This is a genomic window from Streptomyces angustmyceticus, assembly GCF_019933235.1.
GTDB classification, from domain to species: domain Bacteria; phylum Actinomycetota; class Actinomycetes; order Streptomycetales; family Streptomycetaceae; genus Streptomyces; species Streptomyces angustmyceticus.
Genome location: NZ_CP082945.1, coordinates 7,879,362 through 7,896,929, shown reverse-complemented (window position 1 = coordinate 7,896,929; position 17,568 = coordinate 7,879,362). Strand labels below are relative to the sequence as shown.

Sequence of the window (17,568 nt, the reverse complement as noted above, 5' to 3'; positions counted from 1 at the left end):
GGTCCTGACATCCCCGGCCCGGCTACTGTCCGGCCAACCGCGCGGCAAGGGCCGGGAACGGGGGCGACCAACAGAGGAGGGGCGGAAGAACCGGCGGAAAAACTGGTCCCCAGGTGCGGAAAAATCCACAGAGAGAACGGGAACAGTGCTGGTCAGCGGCGTATACCCATGGGTAGAACGCACTGGGTCCGTTGGGTACGACCTCTCTGCACTTTTCTGCGAAGCTTTCCGGTGTTCGTCGGCGCCTGCGCTGTACGCCTGAAGCCGAAACCATGCCCGCCGGTTGAGCGGGTCGGGATACCTGGAGGGAGCCCGCCGGAGTGAAGCCCTTACGAAGCCAACTGCGGGCAGGACTCTCGAGCCCTGCGGCCAAGGTCCGGTCGGCATTCAACGACGCATCCCACCCCACGTGGTCCGGACTGTCGGAGGTCACTCATGAGCATTGAAGCTGCGGTTGCGCAGACGTATGCCGGGCCCGAGCAGACCGGGTGCCTGGGCATGGTCAAGTGAATCAGGCGCCGGAGCGGCCGGGGCTCCCGCTGTCCGAGGTAAGGGAGCGCCCGACGGGTCTGCTCCGCCCGGCCGACTCGCCCCGCAAGGGAGACATCGACAGTGGGCATGTACGCCTGCCCGCCGAATCCGACACGTGTCCCAGTTCACCGTGGCGCGATGGGGATGACGGGAGAATTCCCAGGTACTCGGTGTTTCGCGGAGATCTCGGAGTGGACTCTCCGACGTCAGCACGCGAAGGTGCCATAACCTTGCCTCTTTTTCATCGGATTCGGCTCAATTTCATGGATCACAGGCGCGTCCCGCCGTGCGGGGTTGCGTCTTAGCGCATGTTCGGAAGCCGAAAATCAACTGGCCTCGTGTGTCGTCACAAGGGGGAAACCGTGCGGTCTGCTGCGATGTTGGTGCTGGAAGATGGCCGGATTTTTCACGGTGCGGAATTCGGTAGAACTGGGTCATGCTTGGGCGAAGTGGTGTTCACCACGGGTATGACTGGGTATCAGGAAACCTTGACAGATCCCTCGTACCACCGACAGATCGTGGTGTCGACGGCACCGCAGATCGGAAACACCGGTTGGAACGACGAGGATGACGAATCACAACACATCTGGGTGGCCGGCTACGCGGTGCGCGACCCCGCGCGGATGCCTTCCAGCTGGCGCTCGCGGCGGTCGCTGGAAGCGGAGTTGGTGGACCAGGGCGTGGTGGGCATCGCCGGAGTCGACACCCGCGGACTCACCCGGCACGTACGCGAGCACGGCACGATGCGCGGTGGGATATTCTCCGGCTCCGCGCTATCCGCGCCAAAGCGGATGGTCGCCCAAGTCTCCGCCGGTCCCCGTGGGCTGGGCGCGGAGCTGGCCACCCAGGTCACCACCTGCCGCCCGTACGTCGTCCCGGCTCGAGGGCGGAAACGATTCACCGTTGCAGCGCTGGACCTGGGCATCAAGACGAACACCCCGCGCATGATGGCCCTCCGCGGCATGGAGGTGCACATCCTGCCCTCCTCCACGCCACTGGACGAGGTGCTGGCCATCGGCGCAGACGGCGTCTTCCTGTCGAACGGCCCGGGAGACCCGGCGACTGCCGACGCGCAGGTGGAGCTGGTCCGGCGGATCCTCGACCGCCGCATCCCACTGTTCGGGATCTGTTTCGGCAACCAGATCCTGGGCCGGGCGCTGGGGCGTGAGACGTACAAGCTCCGCTACGGGCACCGGGGAATCAACATTCCGGTGGTGGATGCCACGACTGGTGCGGTCGCGATCACCGCGCAGAATCACGGGTTCGCGGTGGAGGGAGAGCCGGGCGAGGAGTTCGCGACCGACTTCGGCCCCGCGGCGGTCAGCCACCATTGCGCCAACGACTGCACTGTCGAAGGGCTGCGGCTGCTGGACCGCCCCGCGTTCTCGGTGCAGTTCCACCCGGAATCGGCGGCCGGACCGCATGACGCGGCGCCGCTGTTCGACCACTTCGCGCAGCTCATGGAGGGGGACCGCTGATGCCCAAGAGGACCGATATCCAACACGTCCTGGTCATCGGCTCGGGACCGATCATGATCGGCCAAGCCTGCGAGTTCGACTACTCCGGGACACAGGCATGCCGGGTGCTGCGGGCCGAGGGCATCCGGGTCTCCCTGGTCAACTCCAACCCGGCGACGATCATGACCGATCCGGAGTTCGCCGACGCGACCTATATCGAGCCGATCACCCCGGACTTCGTGGAAAAGATCATCGAGGCCGAGCGTCCGGACGCGATCCTGGCCACCCTGGGCGGCCAGACCGCCCTCAACACCGCACTGGCCTTGCACGAACGCGGCGTACTGGCCAAATACGGGGTGGAGCTCATCGGCGCCGACATCGACGCCATCCAGCGCGGGGAGGACCGCCAGCGCTTCAAGGACATCGTGCGGGATGTCGGCGGCGAGGTGCCACAGAGCGCGGTGTGCCGCTCGATGCGGGAGGTGGAGGCGTTCGCCGACATCCATGGGCTGCCGGTGGTGATCCGACCCAGCTTCACCATGGGCGGACTGGGCTCTGGCCTGGCTCACACCCCCGAAGAGCTGCGGCGGATGGCCCAACTGGGGCTCGCGGAGTCCCCCGTGACTGAGGTGCTCGTCGAGGAGAGTGTCCTGGGATGGAAGGAGTACGAACTGGAGCTGATGCGCGACCACCGCGACAACGTGGTCGTGGTCTGCTCCATTGAGAACGTCGACCCCATGGGCGTGCACACCGGCGACTCGGTGACAGTCGCGCCGGCCATGACGCTCACGGACCGCGAGTACCAGCAGATGCGCGACCTGGGCATCGCCGTCCTGCGGGCTGTCGGCGTGGCCACCGGCGGCTGCAACATCCAGTTCGCTGTGCACCCGGAGACCGGCCGCATGGTGGTCATCGAGATGAACCCACGGGTCTCCCGATCCAGCGCGCTGGCCTCCAAGGCCACCGGTTTCCCGATCGCCAAGATCGCCGCCAGGCTGGCGATCGGCTACAGCCTGGACGAGATCCGCAACGACATCACAGGCCAGACACCCGCGAGCTTCGAACCCACTCTGGACTACGTCGCGGTGAAGGTCCCCCGGTTCGACTTCGAGAAGTTCCCCGGTGCCGACACTTCGCTGACCACGACGATGAAGAGCGTCGGCGAGGCCATGGCGCTGGGGCGCAACTTCCCTGAGGCGCTCGGCAAGGCGCTGCGCTCCATGGAAACCTCTCGCGCCGGCTGGTGGACCGCCCCCGACCCCACCGGCACCAACGCGGCCGCCACACTGGAGGAACTGCGCACCGCGCACGACGGCCGGCTCTACACCGTCGAACGCGCGCTGCGCCTGGGTGCCACCGTGGAGCAGGTGCACGCCGCCAGCGGCATCGACCGGTGGTTCGTGGGCCAGATCGCCGCCGTTGTCGAACTGCACCGGCAGATCGTCACCGCCCCTGCGGTAGACAGGGAGCTGCTCCGACGGGCCAAGCGCTGCGGCCTGTCCGACCGGCAAATCTCCCTGCTGAGGCCGGAGTTGTCCGGTGAGGAGGGAGTGCGCACGCTGCGACAGCAGCTCGCCGTGCGCCCGGTGTTCAAGACCGTGGACACCTGCGCCGCCGAATTCGCAGCCAGCACGCCCTACCACTACTCGGCGTACGAACTGGACCCGGCCGCCGAGACAGAGGTGGCCGAACAACACGAGCGCCCCAAGGTGATCATCCTGGGATCCGGACCCAACCGCATAGGCCAAGGCATCGAGTTCGACTACTCCTGTGTCCACGCCGCCACCGCATTGCGCACCTCCGGCTACGAGACGGTGATGGTCAACTGCAATCCTGAGACGGTCTCCACCGACTACGACACCTCCGACCGGCTCTACTTCGAGCCGCTCACCCTGGAGGACGTCCTGGAGGTCGTGCACGCCGAGCAGTGCTCCGGCCGGCTGGCCGGCGTCATCGTACAGTTGGGCGGACAGACACCGCTCGGACTGGCGCAGCGACTTGAGGCCGCCGGCGTACCCATCCTGGGCACCCCGCCGGCCGCGATCCATCTGGCAGAAGACCGTGGCGCGTTCGCCGCGGTGCTGAGGGAAGCCGGCCTGCCCGCCCCGAAGTACGGCACCGCCACCTCCTTCGAGCAGGCCCGCCAAGTCGCCGACACCATCGGCTATCCCGTACTGGTGCGACCCTCCTACGTGCTGGGTGGGCGCGGTATGGAGATCGTCCACGACGAGGAGTGCCTGGCGGGCTACATCGCCCGCGCCACCGACATCAACCCCCGGCACCCGGTGCTCGTCGACCGATTCCTCGACGGCGCCGTCGAGATCGACGTAGACGCCCTGTACGACGGCCAGGAACTCTTCCTCGGGGGCATCATGGAGCACATCGAGGAAGCTGGCATCCACTCCGGCGATTCCGCGTGCGTACTACCCCCGATCACCCTGGGTCGCCGGGACGTCGAGGCGGTGCGCCGGTCGACCGCCGCCCTCGCTCGCGGCATCGGCGTACGCGGGCTGCTGAACGTCCAGTACGCGCTCAAGGGTGGCGTGTTGTACGTCCTCGAGGCCAACCCGCGCGCCTCCCGCACCATCCCGTTCGTCTCCAAGGCGACCGGTGTCCCGCTGGCCAAGGCCGCCGCCCGCATCATGCTCGGCACCCGGATTGACCGGCTGCGCACCGAAAGTCTGCTGCCGGCCGACGACGGCGCCGAGTGGGGCACCCACGACCGAGTGGCAGTCAAAGAGGCCGTACTCCCGTTCCACCGCTTCCGCACCCTCGAAGGCCACGGCATCGACTCCGTGCTCGGCCCCGAGATGAAGTCCACCGGCGAAGTCATGGGCATCGACGTGGCCTTCGGCCCCGCCTTCGCCAAGTCCCAGACCGCCGCCTACGCTTCGCTGCCGCTGAGCGGCACAGTGTTCGTCTCGGTGGCCAACCGCGACAAGCGCGACGTCATCCTGCCCACCAAACGCCTCGCCGACCTCGGTTTCACCATCCTGGCCACGGCAGGCACGGCCGAGGTGCTGCGGCGTACGGGCATCGCCTGCGAGGTGGTGGCCAAGCACCAGGACGGTGTGCCCCACGACATCGTCGACCGCATACGGGCCGGCGAGATCGATCTCGTCATCAATACCCCCTACGGCAAGCCCGGGCTGCGCGTCGACGGCTACGAGATCCGCACCGCCGCGGTGGCCCGGCACGTGCCCTGCGTGACGACCATCCAGGGCGCCGCGGCAGCGGTCCAGGGCATCGAGGACGGCAGGCACGACACCCTCGGCGTACGGCCGCTCCAGGCGTGAACTGCGGGTCCGGGCGCGCGGCAGCGCTGCCCACCGTGGTCCCCGTCGCCGGGCTACGGCGCCCCCCACTTCTGACGAAGGCGGTGTGAGCAAGATGGGTACATCATTCGGCACGATCCTCCGTGACCACCGGCAACGGGCCGGGATCACCCAGCGGCAACTGGCCGACCTGGCGGGCCTGAGCGAGCGTGCTGTCCGCGATCTGGAGGTCAAGCGCACCCACCGGCCCCGATTGGACACCGTACGCATGCTGGTCCAGGCACTGCGGCTGACCGGGCGGGCCCAACACGACTTCGAGAGCGCCGCGGGCCGAGCCCGGCCCGCTGACCTGGCGTCCCACGCGCTGTCCGGATCGATCGCGCCCCCCACCCCCACCAACGGCCTGGTCGGCCGGGAACAGGAAGTACACGCGCTCATCGACTGGCTGGTCACCCGGTCGGAACGGCTGGTGACACTGACCGGCGTCGGCGGTGTGGGGAAAACCCGGCTGGCCGCGGACATAGCGCGCCGATTACACGCCGACGACTGGCCCGTCTTATGGATCTCCCGGCAGGGCGCCCCGCAGTTCCCCTTCGAGGGCTCGATCCGCAGCTACCTGGACGGCTCAACCGCGAACCTGGCCGACGTGGTGCAGGGACTGAGCGACGTGGTGGGGGACAAACCGTCGCTGCTCGTGTGCGACGCAGCGGAGAGCATCGACCCGCTCTGCGCCCAACTCCTGCTCCAGCGCTTCACCACACTCCGCATCGTGCTCACCGCACGTACTCCCGCGGGAGGCCCCAGTGAGCGAGTATTCCCCGTGTTCCCACTGTTGCTCCCCGACCGGGGCGGCCACGAGCAATGGCACGAGCCGACCGCGTCGATCCTCCTGTTACGCAACTACGTTCGCTACTACGTCCCGGAGTTCGACGTCACACGCGAGAACGGCCGGTCGCTCGCCGCAATCTGCAACCTGGTGGACGGCGTCCCGGGCACCATGAAGCAGATCTCCTCCCGCTTCGCGTTCTCCTCCAGCGACTGCGTGCTCGACCAGATTTCGCGGGACTACGTCCGGGTCGTCTCCCAGGGCACGACGCACGACAGCGCTCCAGGCGTTGCGGAGTCGGTGCACTCAGCGGTTGCGGAGCTGACTGGTAGATCGAGGTCCTTCTTCGGTCGACTGGTCCGGATCCCCGACAGCTGGTCTGTGGACGAGGCCGCCCAGATCTCCGGGTACTCAGACGTCGAGGCCGTGGACTTCGTCCAAGACCTCCTGGCCCATGGGCTCGCCATGCCCACAGGTAAGCCCCAATACCCGCAGTTCCGCATCCTCAACATGGTCAGGCAGTTCCACGGCGCGCCGGCACGAGAGCACTGCGGATTGCCGTGACGGTGGCTGCACGACACCGGGGCGCCACGGCCCGGCGCGGCAGTCCGTGCCGGGATCGTGCCCCTTACCGGGGATGCCGAGACATGCGACTCGCCTCCCTTGCCGCACCAGCAGTGGGGCAAGCGCACCCTCGGCCGGCTGAATCCGACGGGCGCGAGACCGTCGTGGACGCCGGCTGCGGCACGGACCGGGACACGGCTGTGCTGCTCGACCTGGTGCCGGACGGCCGGGTGGAGATCGCTCTGTCCTCGCCGCCCGACAGCCGCACCGGCACGCTGCGGACAGAGAGGCGTGCCGGCCGGGCCGGACGACATCCTGTGCATCACGGCGGCGGGTGGAGCGTGAGCGTTCCCGGCGCCGCGCGCCGCAGGGCAGGAGGTGGCGGCACGGCCGGCACTGACAGGCGCATACCGACAGGCGCCTCAGAATGACGCATCATTCCCATACCCGACAGAGCCTCGAATCGGCCATCCCGGCTCAGAGTGCAGAATCAAGGTCCGGTTCACGGAATGCGCGCCGCCTTGTCTACCCTGGACCGGCAGCTGGTTCAGCCCGTCCGCCAGACGGGGTGTCGCAAGAGGGAACCCGGTGGGAGTCCGGGACTGCCTCGCAGCGGTGAGTGGGAACGACCGCCGTCATGAAGCACTGGGTCCGCATGTGACCTGGGAAGCGACGGCCAGTGGGTGTCCCTTCCGTCGGGATGTGCCCACGAGTCCGAAGACCTGCCACTGCTCGTGCGGGGGGTGATCACCGCGCACGGATCCACGCGTCCCGGCAGCGGGACCGCTGAGCGAGTGGTGTGTCCCACCCAGCCCTGCGCAGAGCGGGGACGGCCGGGTCTGCGCCCCGTTCGCGGCCCTGCGCCGGCCCTCACGACGACTCGCGAAGGAGAGTTTCGTGCCTGCCGAACCGAGCATGCCCGCCGTCCCCTCCCCCAGGGCGCCCCTCCCCATCCCCAGCGGGCCCTGTGTCCTGCTCAAGCACGGTGAGATCTTCCTCAAGGGCCGCAACCGGCACCTGTTCACCGAGCGGCTGCACGACAACCTCCGCGGCGCCCTGCGTGGCATCGGCGGCTCCACATGGATCAAGTCCGGCCAGAACGTCACCGTGCTCGGCGGCGAGGTTCCCTTGGAAGATCTCGTGGAGCGCGCCCGCCGGGTGATCGGGTTCAACTCGGTGGAGCCCGCCCTGCGTGTCCCGAGCACCGTGTCGGACATCACCGAGACGGCCGTGGAGGCGCTCACCGCCGCTCGCGCGGAACGGCCCTCGATCAGTTTCGCCGTGCGGGTCAAGCGGCGGAACAAGCGCTTCGAGATGACGTCCTCGCAGTTCGAGCGCTTTCTCGGGGCCCGCGTCCGGGAAGCCCTGGGCCCCCTCCCGGTGAACCTCTCCAGCCCGGACGTACTGGTCTCGGTCGAGGTCGACCACAAGGAGAGCTACGTCTCCTGGACCCGTCACCCGGGACCGGGCGGCCTGCCCGTGGGCTCCAGCGGACGCGCTCTGGTTCTGCTCTCCGGCGGCTACGACTCGCCCGTGGCGGCCTACCGGGCGATGCGCCGCGGGCTGCGCTGCGACTTCGTGCATTTCACCGGCGCTCCGTATACGAACGCGGCATCGGTCTACAAGGCGTACGCCCTCGCGCGTGAACTGAATCGCTACCAGCCCGGCGGGCGGCTGCACGTCATCGCCCTCGGCCACGCACAGAAGCAGCTGGCCATCGCGGGGGCCGGCAGGCTCCAGGTCGTGGCACAGCGACGGCTGATGGTCCGCGCCGCTTCCGCGCTGGCGGGCCGCACCCGGGCGGAAGCCCTGGTGACCGGTGACAGCCTGGGGCAGGTGGCCAGCCAGACCCTGGCGAACATGGCAGCCGTCGACGAGGCGGCAACCCTGCCGGTGCTGCGGCCCCTGGTCGGCTGGGAGAAGCAGGAGATCATCGACGAGGCCCGGTCCATCGGCACCGCGGAGATCTCCGTACTGCCGGACGAGGACTGCTGCAAACTCCTCGCGCCGCCCCGCGTCAGCCTGCGGGCCGGGCTGACCAACCTGCACACCGTGGAGAAGCGCCTCGACCTGGACGACGTGGTGGACGGCCTGCTGCGCGACGTCCAGGTCATGTACCCGGGAGTCCCCGGCGAGGAAGCGGAGCCCGACGCGGACGGTCAGGACCACGGCCTCGCGTCCGGCCACCCCGTTCCGGCCACGTGCGCGACAGGACAGTCCGGGATGGTGCCCTCATGACCGGGGGCCGTCGCCCGACTTCCGCGTCCCGATCGTGCAAGAGGCCACCGACCTCCTGGTCGCGAGTGCGGACTCCCCCGACGCGGCCCGGCTGGCCGCCCTGCACTCCGCGCTCCGCCACGCGATGCTCAGCCGCAAGGGCATCCACCCCGACCTCGACTACCCCGCCGGGCTCGCGTACCACCTGATGGGGTTCGACGTCCCCACCTCCACCCCTCTCTTCGTGATGAGCAGGATCACCGGATGGACCGCGCACATCACCGAGCAGCTGGAGCACAACTCCCGCATCCGCCCACTCGGCGTCTACAACGGACCCGGCCGGCGCGCGGTCCCGGTACACGCTCGGTAGTGCCTGCGGATCGAGCGCACCGTCATCCGGTTGACTGGACTTGCACCGGCGTGTCTCCGGCTGCGCAGGGAGGCTGCCTGTAACCGAGGGTCCGTCGTCCCTTCCCTCGTCGCCGGGACGCATGTACTGGGCACTTGACGATCGACAAACGGGCCGGGGCGGTCGAGGCCGACTGGGAGGTGGCGATGAGAGTCGTGTTCGTGCACGGGGCGTGCGTGCGGGACGGATCGTGGTGGTGGCACCGCGCCGCCGAGCTGCTGCAGGAGCAGGGGGTGCCGAGTGTGGCCCCGGCGTTGCCGAGCTGCGGCGAGGCGGGCCTGCCCAGCGGCGTCGGCGGTCCGGGGCTGCCCTAGGACGTGGCCGCGGTGCGGCAGGTACTGCAGGCCGGCGACGAGCCGACCGTCGTGGTCGCCCACAGCTACGGCCGCATCGTCACTGCGGAGGCCGCTGCGGGAATCGGGTCGGTGCGCCACCTCCTACTGGTCTCCAGCTACCTGCCCGAGGCCGGGCAGAGCCTGTCGGATTTCGGGGCCGACAACCCCGCCCCGTTCCTCGACATCGACCCCGACGCCGGCACGTTCGGGGTCCTCCCCGAGCTGCTCGTGAACACGTTCCTGCAGGACTGCGACCCCGAGGTCCAGGCGCAGGCGGCCCACCACCTTGCCCCGCAGAGCCTGCAGGTGACCGGGCAGCAGGTCGGGGCTGCCGCATGGCAGCAGGCGCCCTCGACCTACCTCGTCTGCGCTCAGGACCGGGGCACCCCGCCGCGCCTGCAGCGCGAATTCGCCGGCCGGGCCGACAACGTCGTCGAACTCGACGCCGGCCACCACCCGTTCCTGTCCCAGCCCGACACGGTCCGGGACCTGCTGCTGAACCTGTGACAACAGCCATGCACGAGCCGAGATGTAGAGGATGGCCGCCTCCCGTGGCCTTTCACCAGGAGCGCATCGGTCTGCCGTGGCACGCGGGGTCGGACCGGATATCCGGCTGCTTGCGTTCAGGCGGCCGGTGACTGAAGGAAGTCCCGTAGCTCACTATCGTCACTCGCTCTTGGAGGGCCGTCCGCCGTCCACCCGCGATCCGCCGGCCCGTGCAGTAGCGCAGGAATTCAACGTGCCCAGCGCTGTGCGCAGAGGGACTCGGGCCGATTTCTCGGGGGTCGCCATTGCCCCACAGGGCCGGGTGTGATCTTTTGTCGCGTTCGCGCGCCGCCAGGGCGGCCAGACCTGGGCTTCCTATCCGACGCCGGAGCGGCTTTCGGCGATCTCGACGTTGTTGTGCAGTTCGCTCGCCGCGTGGAGCGTGGAAGCGGCCGAAGCCGCCGCGGCGACGAGCAGTCCGGCAGCGAGGATCCCGGTGGGCAGGGTCAGTGGCGTGCGGTCACCTAGCAAGCGTGCCAGGAGGGAGCCTGGTGTGCCCGGCGGAACGGGGGTGCACCTGTCGCTGTGGCAGGTTCTCCTCGCGGCGGCCGGCGGGGCGTTGTCCCCCGCCATCACCCGACTGGCCCCGCCCGTGTATGTGCGCCCCCGCCGAGTCGTACCGGGCCGCGCCCACCGCTAGCGTGAGGGCGTGGCACGGATCGTGATTGTCGAGGACGACGAGGCCATCGGCGGCAGGCTCGCTTCGATGTTGCGCGCGCGGGGTCATGAGTGCGACTGGTGCCCCGACGGGGCGGCGGCGCTGGAGCGTGCCGGGCGGGAGCCCGCCGAGCTGGTGCTGCTGGACCTGGGGCTGCCGGACGTGGACGGCTTCGAGCTGTGCCGGAGGCTGCGCGAGCTGCTGCCGCGGGCCGTGCTCGTCGTCCTGACGGCGCGCAGCGGTGAGATGGATGTGATCGAGGCGCTGGAGTCGGGCGCCGACGACTATCTGACCAAGCCGTTCCGGCTGGCCGAGCTGCAGGCGCGGATCGCCGCCCACCTGCGGCGGGCGGCTCCGGGCCGGCACGGCGGGACTGGCCCGACCAGGCACGGCGCCCTGCTCATCGATCGCACCGCCCGGCGATGCCTGACCCCGGAGGGCGAGGTGGAGCTGAGGCCCAAGGAGTTCGATCTGCTGGTGCGGCTGGCCGCCTCGGTCGGCAGTGCGGTGAGCCGGGAGGACCTGATGGGCGAGGTGTGGGACACAAACTGGTTCGGCTCCACCAAGACGCTCGACGTGCACATCGCGGCACTCCGCCACAAGCTCGGTGACCGGGTACGGATCACGACCCTGCGGCACTTCGGCTACCGGCTCGAACCTCCCGGGGAGAGCTGACCGTGCGCCGCCGGATCCTGCGAGCGGTCATCGCCGCGGTGGTGTGCGCCGTGGTGCTCTTCTGCGTCCCGCTGGCGGTGGCGACGCTACGGCTGTACCGGCAGGACGAGGTGCGCGCACTGCAACAGCTCGCCGACCGAGTGGCGGTGACCGTTCCGGCGGATGTGCACCACCCCCGCGACCCCATGGAACTGCCACGCGTCGGGCCGGGCAGGCAGGTGGGGGTGTACGACGACCGAGCGCGGCGGGTGGTCGGCACGGGGCCGGAAGCCGGGGACCGGCCGGTGCATGACGCGCTGGCGGGACGGGCCACTTCAGACCGGGGCGACGGCCGGCTGGTGGCGACGGTGCCGGTGGGCTCCGGAGAGCGGGTCCGCGCGGCGGTGCGAGCCAGCGCACCGGCCGACGGGCCCTGGCGCAGGGCACTGGTGACGTGGGCCGGTTTGGCGGCGCTGGCCGTCGTCGCGGTCGGTGTGGCGGCTGTGGTGGGCATCCGTTCCAGTCGGCGGCTGGCCCATCCGATGGAGGCGCTGGCTGCCACCGCCGGCCGGCTGGAGGACGGTGAGCTGTCGGCCCGGGCCGGCGTGTCCGGGCTGCCGGAGGCCGATGCCGTCGCGACCGCGCTGAACCGGGCCGCCGCGCGGATCGAGGAGTTGCTGCGCCGGGAGCGGGCGTTCAGCGCGGACGCCTCGCACCAGTTGCGCACCGCGCTGACCCGGGTACGGCTGGAGCTGGAGAGCGGGCTGACCGAGGGCGATGCGGCGAAGCAAGGGCCGTCCACCGAGGCGCCGACGGATCCACGCGGCGCGCTGCGGGCCGCCCTGGCCTCGCTGACCGCCATGGAGACGACGATCGAGGACCTGCTCTCGCTCGCCCGCGACGTGCCGGAACGGGCACCGCTGGACATCGGGGCGCTGCTCGCCGATGCCGAGCGGCGCTGGCACGGCGAACTGGCGGCCGCGGGCCGCCCCCTACGGGTCACCGTGGAGTCGCCCCTGCCGGATGCCGTCGGCTCGGCACGTGCCGGCCGGCAGGTGCTGGACGTCCTGCTGGCCAACGCCCTCCGCCACGGTGCGGGCACGGTGACCGTCACCGTCCGGGACGCGGCGGGGGTGCCGGCTGTGGATGTGACGGATGAGGGGCCGGGCCTTCCCGAGAGCGTGGACGTCTTTGCCCGGCGACATGGCTACGACGGTGACACTGCCGGCGGCGGGCACGGCATCGGTCTGGCGCTCGCGCGCTCCCTGGTGGAGGCCGAGGGCGGGCGCCTCCGAGTCTCCAGGAGGGCACCGCACCCCTGCTTCACCTGGCTGGTCGCCGGTGGGAGGCAGACACCGGCGACCTGACGCCCGGTACGTCCACGGTGACGGTCACAACTCCCGCAGCTCCCTCAGCGGGGGCCGCCGGGCATGGCGCACGGCGGCTGTCGCGGCCATGGCAACGGCTGCTGCGACGGCCACGGCGACGACGCCGAGATAGCCCCACGGCACGGCGAGAGCGGCCGGCGGCGGGTCGAAGACACCGGACAGGACCTTGACCAGCACCTCGGACAGCGACCAGCCGAGCAGTACGCCGCCGAGCGTGCCCGCCACCGCCACCACTCCGGCCTCGCTCCACACGAACCCGGACAGCTGCCGCCCCCGGGCGCCCAGCACGGAGGCCAGCGCGAGGGTGCGGCGCCGCTCGGCCAGGCCGAGGGCCAGGACCAGACCGCCCGCCGCCGCGCCGAGGGCCAGGGCGAAGCCCAGTTCCACGCGGGTGAGACCACCGAGGTCCACCGCGGTGAGGCTGGATCCGGTGACGGTGCGGGCCGAGGGGAGGTCGGTCACCTGGACGGTGGGCCCGAGCAGGGACCGCACGCGGTGCGCCACCTCGCGTTGTCCGTTGCCTCCGGTGTCGGCCAACAGGGTGCTGACCGCGCCACTGCCGGTCGCCCGGGCCACGTAGGAGGCGTTGGCCACCAGGAAGCTGTCCTTGGGGGCGGTCGGGAACTCCTTGACGATCCCGGCGAAGCGGAACTCCACAGGCCGCAGCCGGTGGGTGCGGGCGTCCTGGAGGCGCAACCGGAGGTGATCGCCCGGGTGGAGCTGGAAGTCGTTGGCGGTCTCGGCACTGACGAGAAGGGCGTCGGGCTGCCGCTGGAGGCGGTCCATCAGCTGCCGCGCACTGCCGCCGGAGAAGTAGGCGTCCTGCAGCCGCCCCGCTCCGACGGCCGTGGCCGGCCGGACTCCGTAGAGGTCCTGGAGGTCGGGGCCGACGTAGGCGAAGCGGTGCTGCAGCGGCTCCACACTGCGCACACCGGGCAGGGCCGCCACCCGGGCCGCGTCGGCCGCACCCGCGGTGGAGCCGGGGGACGCGGTCACGGTGACATCGGCGCCATTGGTGAGCACCGCGTCGACCTCGGCCTGCTGACGGTAGGTGGAGTTGAACACGGCAGTCGACGCGGCGAAGGCGACGGCCAGGGCGAGCAGCACCACCGCCCGCAGCACGGTGCCCCGCTGCCGGGACAGACTGGCTGCGACCGTGCCGGACAGGGCACCGGTCATGGGGCGAAGCAACCTGGTGAGCACCGGCCGCCCGCGCCGCAGGAGCAGGTCCGTCAGCAGCCAGGCCAGCAGCGCTCCCCCGGCCCACAGCAGGGCCGGACCGGCGAACGCCCAGTAGTCCACCGACAACGTGGGTGTCCCTTCGGGCGCGAGGACCAGGGCATAGTTGGTGCGACTGGTGATCGCGAAGACGACCAGCGACAGCATCAGCAGCACGGCGGTAACCGCCCACCACAGTGTGCGCGGCACCCGGCGTCGCTCCACCGTGGCCCGTCCGGCCACCACGGTGACGGCCTTGATGTCGCGGCGGGCGGGCAGCAGCACCGTGGCGCCGGCGATCAGCGCGCCGACGACGAGCGCCGCCAGTGCCCAGCCGGCGGTGAGGCTGCCGGCCGCGCCGAAGGCCGTGCGCCCCAGCAGCGCCGCCACCGCCAGGCCCACCGCCCCGCCGGCGATCGCCACCACCGCGGCCTCCACGGCCGCCAGGCTCAGCAGCCTTCCGGCCGAGGCTCCCCGGGTCCGCAGCAGGGACTGCTCCCTGCGCCGTCGCGCGGCACCGGCGCCGGCAACTGCCGCGGTGAGCGCCCCGGCCAGCACCGCACCGGGCACACCGAGGAACAGGAAGAGCATCTGTGCGTACAGGGCGTCCGAGCGGGCCGCGTCCAGCACCGTGCCGAGGTTGTCCCCGACCACGCCGGTGCCGGCCAGCCGCAGGTCGGTGTGGTGCGCACGGCCGGTCGCCGTCGCGTAGGCGAGGGCCGGGTCAGCTGGCAGGGCATGGCTGCGGCGTGTATGGATCTGCTCGTGCACGAGGTCGGGCCGGGCCTTGCCCAGCGGGTCGAAGGCCGCGTGCCAGCGGTGCTGCGGGAGCAGGACGATGTTGTCCGGGGGCGCGGTCGGCTGCGACTGCGGCGGTGCGCCGACCTTCTGGAACAGCGCATCGGCGTGCGGCAGATCCACCACACCGTCCACCCGCACCCGCACCGGTGGCAGCCCCGCCCGCCCGACGGCCACCGTGTCGCCGGGGGCCGCGTGCAGGTTCGCGGCGGTCTGCTGAGCCAGCAGCACCCCGTCGCCACGTCCGGCCAGCACCCGGATCTCTCCCGGGAACGCCGTACGGTAGCCGGCGGGCACGCCGAGCACGCTGCCCGGTCCGGTGGTCTGAGAGGTGCCGCCTGCGGTGGCGCTCAGACCGCTGGTGGCGGCGTAGCCGACGGGCAGTGCCGCCCGGGTGCCCGGCGTGTGGTGAACGGTCCTCAACACCTGCGGAACATCGGCAGGGGTGGCCGCCTGCACCTGCCAGTCGACCACGGTCGATCGTACGGACTGTGCGGTCATGGTGGCGTGGGTGGCACCGAGGAAGCCGCCGAGCGCCGCCAACAGGGCCACCGCGGTGGCCACACCGGCAGCCACAGCGAGCAGGCGCCCACCGCGCCGGCGCAGCAGACCGGCCAGCCAGATCCTGATCACGTCTTCTCGCCTCCTGAAGACCGCTGGTCCGTGGGGTGGTCGGTCCTGTCATCTCCCCCGTCACCGGCCTCCGGGCGGATCAGCCGTCCGTCGGCCATGTACCAACGGACGTCCAGCGCCCGGGCGATCCGCGGATCATGGGTGGTGACCAACACGGCCGCCCCCAGCTCCTGGGCCGTGCCGAGCAGGATGGCCAGCACCTGACGGCCGGTTGCACGATCCAGCTGACCGGTGGGTTCGTCGGCCAGGACGAGCCGGGGCCTACGAGCCAACACCCGGGCCACGGCCACGCGTTGAGCCTGACCCGCCGACAGTTCGTCCGGCAGGCGCCGAGCGAGCTCGGTCAACTCGAGGCGGGCGAGGGCCACCTGCGCCCGGTCGTCGGCTTCGGTCTCCGGCACGCCGTCGATCCGCAACGGCAGGGCGACGTTCTCCGCCACGGTGAGCGGGGGCAGCAGGCTCGGGCCCTGGAAGACGACACCGATGTGCCGGGTGAGGGTGTCCGCGTCCGCGCCGTCGATGCCGGGATGGCTCACCTTGCCCGCGGTGGGCCGGTCCAGGCCCGCCATCAGGTGCAGCAGCGTGGACTTGCCCGACCCGGAGGGCCCCACCACCGCGATCCGGGCGCCGGGCGGGACGTGGCAGTCAAGTCCGTGAACGGCGACGACAGCGGCCGGTCCACTGCCGTAGGTCCGGGCAACGTCATCACAGCGCACCAGGGCCGCATCCATGCGCTGCATGCCGTCGGCGACCGAAGGAATCTCTGTGGGCATCAGGCCCACCTTCCGTCTCTCAGCCGCAGCACCCGGTCGGCGGCGCCGGCCACAGCACGGCTGTGGGTGACCACGACCACCGCGACGCCACCCGCGGCGTGCTCCCGCAGCAGGTCCAGCACACGGCGTTCGGTCACTGCGTCCACCTCGCCGGTCGGCTCGTCGGCCAGCAGCAGATCCGGAGCGTTCGCCAAGGCGACGGCCAGCCCCGCGCGGGCTGCCTCCCCGCCGGACAACTCCCCGGGCAGGGCACCGGAACGCCGACCGATACCGACCCGCTCCAGAAGCTGATCCGCTCCCCGGCGATGCCGGCCCGGCGCCAGCCGCTGCACCAGCGCGAGATTGTCCCGGACGGTGAGGTGGTCCAACAGGTTGCCGGACTGGAAGAGCATCCCGATGTGCCGCGCACGCAGGCCGACCCGCTCGCTTTCGGGTCGGTGGCTGAGCCGTTGGCCGGCCACGAGTACCGTTCCCCCGTCTGGTTCGTCGAGCCCCGCCAGGCAGTTCAGCAGGGTGGTCTTCCCCGATCCGGACGGCCCGGTCACCGCGACTGTTTCACCGCGCCCGACCTCCAGTCCGACACCTTGCAACGCGAACGTCTCCTCCTCGCCGGCCCGGAAGAACCGGTAGAGGGAGCGGGCGCTGAGCACGGGCGCGGCCATCAGGACCACCGGAAGGAGTCCGTGACGGTCCGCCAGGGGTCGACGTTGTCGGAGCCCACCGGGCCCGAGAGCGTCAGCACCGCGTCACCCCGGCCGGCCTTGTAGAACACGTACCGCTGGCTGTCCAGGGCGAGGCGCTTGCCGGTCACCGGGTTGGGCGCGGAATCGGCGCGGTATTCGACCAGCACCGCTGTTCCGCCCTTGCGTGGCACCTTGACCACCTTGATCAGCTGGAAGTGGGAGTTCGTGGCGCGCAGGGCCGGAACGTCGTGAGCGCGGACGGAGTTCACCGTCGGCGCGGTCGTGGTCTGGCCGCGGGCCACCCGTACGCTGTTGAACTTGTCGGTGAACACCGTCTCGTGCCCGTGGGTGGTGCGCGCCCATCCTTCCGGGACCTTCACGGTGATTCCGCCGCCGGGCGGTGACCACGGCACGTACACCTGGGAGTCGGGGATGTCGCCGGGCGGATTGGAGTCGGCTGGTGGCGGTGGTGTCGGACTGGAGGGTGCGGCCGCTGTGATCGGGCGTTGTGGTGGTGCGGCTGCCGTGGACGAGCAGGCCGCTGCTCCGGTCACGGTTCCGGTGATGAGTACGAGACCTGTTGCGGCGGCGGCGAACGGATGA

Annotated in this window: 13 protein-coding genes, 1 pseudogene and 1 riboswitch; of the genes and pseudogenes, 9 read left to right on the top strand and 5 right to left on the bottom strand. The window is 70.7% G+C overall.

Going from position 1 to position 17,568, the window contains the following annotated elements; genetic code table 11:
* The first annotated feature begins 908 nt into the window (after nt 1–908).
* The 7 genes and pseudogenes from carA to K7396_RS34550 all read left to right on the top strand — a co-directional run bounded on the left by carA (nt 909) and on the right by K7396_RS34550 (nt 10,121).
* On the top strand, nt 909–2,009 hold the full coding sequence (gene carA / locus K7396_RS34580; protein ID WP_223660328.1) for a glutamine-hydrolyzing carbamoyl-phosphate synthase small subunit: 1,101 nt from the start codon (nt 909–911) through the stop codon (nt 2,007–2,009).
* Nucleotides 2,009–5,284: a carbamoyl-phosphate synthase large subunit gene (carB, locus tag K7396_RS34575; protein WP_086715722.1), complete on the top strand. Its 3,276-nt coding sequence runs from the start codon at nt 2,009–2,011 to the stop codon at nt 5,282–5,284. The genes carA and carB overlap by 1 nt, the downstream gene beginning before the upstream one ends.
* Nucleotides 5,285–5,378: 94 nt before the next feature.
* Nucleotides 5,379–6,653: a helix-turn-helix domain-containing protein gene (locus K7396_RS34570; RefSeq protein WP_143589032.1), complete on the top strand. Its 1,275-nt coding sequence runs from the start codon at nt 5,379–5,381 to the stop codon at nt 6,651–6,653.
* A gap of 525 nt (nt 6,654–7,178) precedes the next feature.
* Nucleotides 7,179–7,397: riboswitch (cobalamin riboswitch) on the top strand.
* 171 nt (nt 7,398–7,568) lie between these two features.
* On the top strand, nt 7,569–8,891 hold the full coding sequence (thiI, locus tag K7396_RS34565; protein WP_152104944.1) for a tRNA uracil 4-sulfurtransferase ThiI: 1,323 nt from the start codon (nt 7,569–7,571) through the stop codon (nt 8,889–8,891).
* Nucleotides 8,892–8,907: 16 nt separating this feature from the next.
* Nucleotides 8,908–9,240: pseudogene (locus K7396_RS34560) on the top strand (citrate/2-methylcitrate synthase); the annotation flags it as partial.
* A 134-nt stretch (nt 9,241–9,374) separates the two neighbouring features.
* A complete protein-coding gene (locus K7396_RS34555; RefSeq protein ID WP_223660327.1) occupies nt 9,375–9,593 on the top strand; it encodes a hypothetical protein in 219 nt (72 codons plus the stop codon).
* Between the two features lie 12 nt (nt 9,594–9,605).
* Complete coding sequence (locus K7396_RS34550; RefSeq protein WP_233476827.1) at nt 9,606–10,121, top strand: alpha/beta hydrolase; 516 nt, start codon at nt 9,606–9,608, stop codon at nt 10,119–10,121.
* 354 nt (nt 10,122–10,475) lie between these two features.
* Here K7396_RS34550 and K7396_RS34545 read toward each other — a convergent pair whose 3' ends face one another.
* Complete coding sequence (locus K7396_RS34545; protein WP_158101139.1) at nt 10,476–10,631, bottom strand: hypothetical protein; 156 nt, start codon at nt 10,629–10,631, stop codon at nt 10,476–10,478.
* 178 nt (nt 10,632–10,809) lie between these two features.
* On the opposite strand from K7396_RS34545, the gene K7396_RS34540 reads away from it, so the two are divergent.
* Nucleotides 10,810–11,493: a response regulator transcription factor gene (locus K7396_RS34540; RefSeq protein WP_086718771.1), complete on the top strand. Its 684-nt coding sequence runs from the start codon at nt 10,810–10,812 to the stop codon at nt 11,491–11,493.
* Nucleotides 11,494–11,495: 2 nt separating this feature from the next.
* Entirely contained in the window at nt 11,496–12,839 is a 1,344-nt protein-coding gene (locus K7396_RS34535) for a HAMP domain-containing sensor histidine kinase (RefSeq protein ID WP_086718770.1), read from the top strand.
* Nucleotides 12,840–12,863: 24 nt separating this feature from the next.
* Here K7396_RS34535 and K7396_RS34530 read toward each other — a convergent pair whose 3' ends face one another.
* Genes K7396_RS34530 through K7396_RS34515 form a run of 4 tightly spaced genes read right to left on the bottom strand, consistent with a single transcriptional unit; the run spans nt 12,864 to nt 17,345 of the window.
* The gene (locus K7396_RS34530) at nt 12,864–15,509 is read right to left on the bottom strand and encodes an ABC transporter permease (protein WP_086718769.1); all 2,646 of its coding nucleotides are present in this window, start codon (nt 15,507–15,509) and stop codon (nt 12,864–12,866) included.
* Nucleotides 15,506–16,282 carry an ABC transporter ATP-binding protein gene (locus K7396_RS34525; protein ID WP_223660325.1) on the bottom strand — a complete coding sequence of 259 codons (777 nt, stop codon included), beginning with the start codon at nt 16,280–16,282 and terminating at the stop codon, nt 15,506–15,508. Before K7396_RS34525 ends, K7396_RS34530 begins: the two co-directional genes overlap by 4 nt.
* A complete protein-coding gene (locus tag K7396_RS34520) occupies nt 16,282–16,944 on the bottom strand; it encodes an ABC transporter ATP-binding protein (protein WP_086718773.1) in 663 nt (220 codons plus the stop codon). Before K7396_RS34520 ends, K7396_RS34525 begins: the two co-directional genes overlap by 1 nt.
* On the bottom strand, nt 16,944–17,345 hold the full coding sequence (locus tag K7396_RS34515; RefSeq protein ID WP_223660324.1) for a hypothetical protein: 402 nt from the start codon (nt 17,343–17,345) through the stop codon (nt 16,944–16,946). The genes K7396_RS34520 and K7396_RS34515 overlap by 1 nt, the downstream gene beginning before the upstream one ends.
* Between the last annotated feature and the right edge of the window lie 223 nt (nt 17,346–17,568).

Coding starts and splice junctions, on each gene's coding strand:
- carA (WP_223660328.1), top strand. CDS start 909: ATGTTGGTGCTGGAAGATGGCCGGATTTTTCACGGTGCGGAATTCGGT.
- carB (WP_086715722.1), top strand. CDS start 2,009: ATGCCCAAGAGGACCGATATCCAACACGTCCTGGTCATCGGCTCGGGA.
- K7396_RS34570 (WP_143589032.1), top strand. CDS start 5,379: ATGGGTACATCATTCGGCACGATCCTCCGTGACCACCGGCAACGGGCC.
- thiI (WP_152104944.1), top strand. CDS start 7,569: ATGCCCGCCGTCCCCTCCCCCAGGGCGCCCCTCCCCATCCCCAGCGGG.
- K7396_RS34525 (WP_223660325.1), bottom strand. CDS start 16,282: ATGCCCACAGAGATTCCTTCGGTCGCCGACGGCATGCAGCGCATGGAT.
- K7396_RS34520 (WP_086718773.1), bottom strand. CDS start 16,944: ATGGCCGCGCCCGTGCTCAGCGCCCGCTCCCTCTACCGGTTCTTCCGG.